Here is a 3,173-nt window from a genome sequence, read left to right as displayed (position 1 = left end):
AGGCGATCCACGCGGCGCAATCAGGCGAGTTGCCGTTTCCGGAGCCTGGGAGCAGGGGACCGCAGGGCACGCTGCCGCTGAGTGTGCGCGCCATGCCGATGGCGCCGCCGCCGGACGGGCCAAGTGGACCCGAGGCCGATGTAGACGTAGCAGGCCAGCCTACTGATGCTGAACATTCAGGGCAATCTGATGTTGTTCGAAAGAAGACGGCGCCCGTCGTTCAAGCCGTCATCGCCGAGGAACAGCGTCAGATGGAGATGGATTTTGGCAGCCAGGTCGTGGATGCCGAAGCTGCGAGCGTCGTTGATGAGGCGCAAATGCGCTCTGCTGTCGATGGCTTGGATGAAATGGAAGCGATGCTGCGAGAGAACGGTGGTCAAAAGCTGGTTGCTCGATAGGGTGGCGGACATCGCCTGCTTGTCGGGGAGGACGGATTCCGGACATTTGCAAAGGGTGCGAAAAGGTTCAACGCCATAAGCAGGTGCGGACATTCGGGGCTGGCCGTCGCCATTGGTTGGCGTTCGTGCGAAGACCGAATGGCCAGTGTTTTGCGAACCAGTCAATCGGCTATGTGCTCGACAGCGCTGGCCACCATATAACATCTTGAGGGAAGTTGGCCCAAACTGTATCCATATCGAGACATGGCAAACAACTTGACCGCCGAAAAAGCTCTGATCTTCAGGATTACGCACATCAACAATGTGCCGTGGATCCTCAGGCATGGGCTTCATTGCAAGAATTCCGGAGTGCAAGACCCCAATTTCGTGCGAATTGGGAACCTCGAATTAATTCAGCGTCGGACTGCACGGAATGTACCTGTTGCACCGGGCGGATCGCTATCAGATTACATTCCGTTCTATTTCACGCCATTTTCGATGATGATGTACAACATCAAGACTGGCTACGGAGGAATTCGCCAGTTCCTGAACACGGAGATTGTGATCATGGCGTCCTCACTTTGAGGGCTCGAGGATCGAGGCGTAGCAACGGTGTTTTCAGATCGCCACGCATACCTCCAGACTGCGCAATTCTTCACCTCGCTCGACGACCTCGACAAGGTCGACTGGGGCATCCTGCAGCGTAGAGACTTCAAACGCGACGTCGATGATCCCGAAAAGACGGATCGCTACCAGGCCGAGGCGCTCGTGCACAGGCACTTGCCAGTGGAGCACCTTGCAGGCATAGTCTGCCTGAGCGAGAACGAAAAAGGAACACTTGAACAGCAACGGGAGGAGGTTGGGCTCGATCTCAAGATCGTGGCGCGACCAGGCTGGTATTTCTGATGGTAACTTACACGCAAGGCAATCTTCTGGAAGCTGACGTTGACGCGGTGGTGAACACCGTGAACACGGTCGGAATCATGGGCAAAGGAATTGCCCTCATGTTCAAGGAGCAATTCCCACGAAACTTCGAAGCTTATGCGCGCGCCTGCGATGCAGGCGAAGTGCGTACTGGCAAAATGTTTGTTACCGAGAACAAGGAGCTCTTTGGGCCGCGCTGGATCATCAATTTCCCGACAAAGACCCATTGGCGAGTGAAAACTAAGATTGAATGGGTCGAGGATGGATTGAAGGACCTTGTCCGAGTAATTCGTGAGAAGGGAATTAATTCAATTGCGATCCCTCCACTTGGCTGTGGTAATGGTGGCCTTGACTGGAGCGATGTGCGTCCTCTTATCGAGTCGGCATTGGCGGAACTTGAAGGGGTCAATGCCATCGTCTACGAGCCGACTTCCAAGTATCAGAATGTCGCCAAGCGCACTGGTGTTGAGAAGCTCACCCCGGCACGCGCACTGGTGGCTGAGATGGTACGTCGGTACTCACTCCTTGGGATTGAATGCTCGATTCTTGAGGTGCAGAAATTGGGATGGTTTCTCGAACGCGGCGTGAAACGGTTCGGGGGTTCGGACGCACTCAAGTTCAGGTTCCAAGCAAACAAGTACGGACCTTATTCGCATAACCTGACGAAGCTGCTCGACAGTCTCGATGGAAGTTATCTCCGGTGCGACAAGCGCCTTGCAGATGCCGATCCCTTGGATCTCATTTGGTTCAACGACGCAAAGTATGATCGAGTGCAAGCCTATCTGAACTCGGGTGAAGGGAAGCAGTTCTCAAGCGTACTGGAATGGGCTTCGGCCACCATCGATGGCTTTGAGTCGCCTCTCGGCATGGAACTTCTGGCGACTGTCGACTGGATGATGCAGCACGACGATATCGAACCGACTGTTGAGGGAGTGATGGAAGGTCTTAAGGACTGGGCTGGCGGGGAAGTCGCTGGACAGCGCAAATTGAAGATCTTCGATCGCCGGTTGGTCGCCATCGCTTTGGGCCAACTTCAGACATCGAACAGGCTGCCTGCCTGTTAATCTTTGAGTTCGTGGGCGGGAAGCACACATGCGGCGATGCCGCGTTGCTTCCGCAGCATCGTTACAACGCGGACATTCGTGGGAGCATCACATCAACAAACCAATAAAGGAGAGCATTCATGGCACTTAAACCAGGACCGAAGCCGATAGCAAAATCAACCGGGAAACCGGATCAGCGACGCCGTGACAACAAAACCACACCAGGGAACACACCGTCCCTCAAACCTAGCAAATCTAGCAAGCCCCCCGCAAAAAAATGAAAGAGGGTTCTCGTTAGTTCGCCCTTCTAACCTCGCAGGCCGATCACTTCCACGTAGGATGGCGGGTCTCGGGACGGAAAGGCCGCTTAATTCTGACTAAGTCTGAACCTTAACGGTCGCAGCCGTTTGGGCATAAGACCGCAAAGCGCTGAGAGCAGTCCCGCGCGTCTGGCTCAGCATCGCGCCAAACTCTGAAACGCAGGGCGGAAAGCGGCTTCATGGCGCCGCGGCATTGCAGCCGCAGCCTAACCGTGAGACCAGCCATTCAGATTGATGGCCGCTGGCAACGGATTCATGACCACCTAACGGGTATAACGTCGACTTCCCCTAAGGGCCTGCAACACAATTGCAGCGACCGCTCGGACGTAGTCGCGCTTGCACCCTACGGCAAGTCACACTGCCGCCGCCCGCGCGCCGTTCTGGCCAACCGCGGGCCAGTCAGCGCCTAACTTTACAGAGACCCGCATTGCGTGGTCTCATTGGGAAGAAAAACTAATTGATCACAGGTGTTGATTTTCACCCAGAACTGAGCCGGTAAGGCGGATAAT

The 3,173-nt window shown here is 55.3% G+C and carries 1 protein-coding gene and 2 pseudogenes; all 3 read left to right on the top strand.

All coding sequences use genetic code 11. From position 1 onward, the window contains the following. A pseudogene (locus K7H22_RS19830) lies at positions 1-398 on the top strand (type VI secretion protein); the annotation flags it as partial. 243 nt (positions 399-641) lie between these two features. Then, positions 642-1,283, top strand: a pseudogene (locus tag K7H22_RS19825) (DUF4433 domain-containing protein). Then, a complete protein-coding gene (locus tag K7H22_RS19820) occupies positions 1,283-2,365 on the top strand; it encodes a macro domain-containing protein (protein WP_230802534.1) in 1,083 nt (360 codons plus the stop codon). Before K7H22_RS19825 ends, K7H22_RS19820 begins: the two are co-directional and overlap by 1 nt. Positions 2,366-3,173: the final 808 nt, after the last annotated feature.

The sequence above is a fragment of the Seohaeicola saemankumensis genome (genome assembly GCF_021021435.1).
GTDB lineage: Bacteria > Pseudomonadota > Alphaproteobacteria > Rhodobacterales > Rhodobacteraceae > Seohaeicola.
Note: the sequence above shows the minus strand (reverse complement) of the source record. Positions and strands in the feature narration are given on the sequence as shown.

Bases quoted from the DNA above. Each gene is read 5' to 3' on its own strand.
- K7H22_RS19820 (WP_230802534.1), top strand. From the start codon at position 1,283: ATGGTAACTTACACGCAAGGCAATCTTCTGGAAGCTGACGTTGACGCG.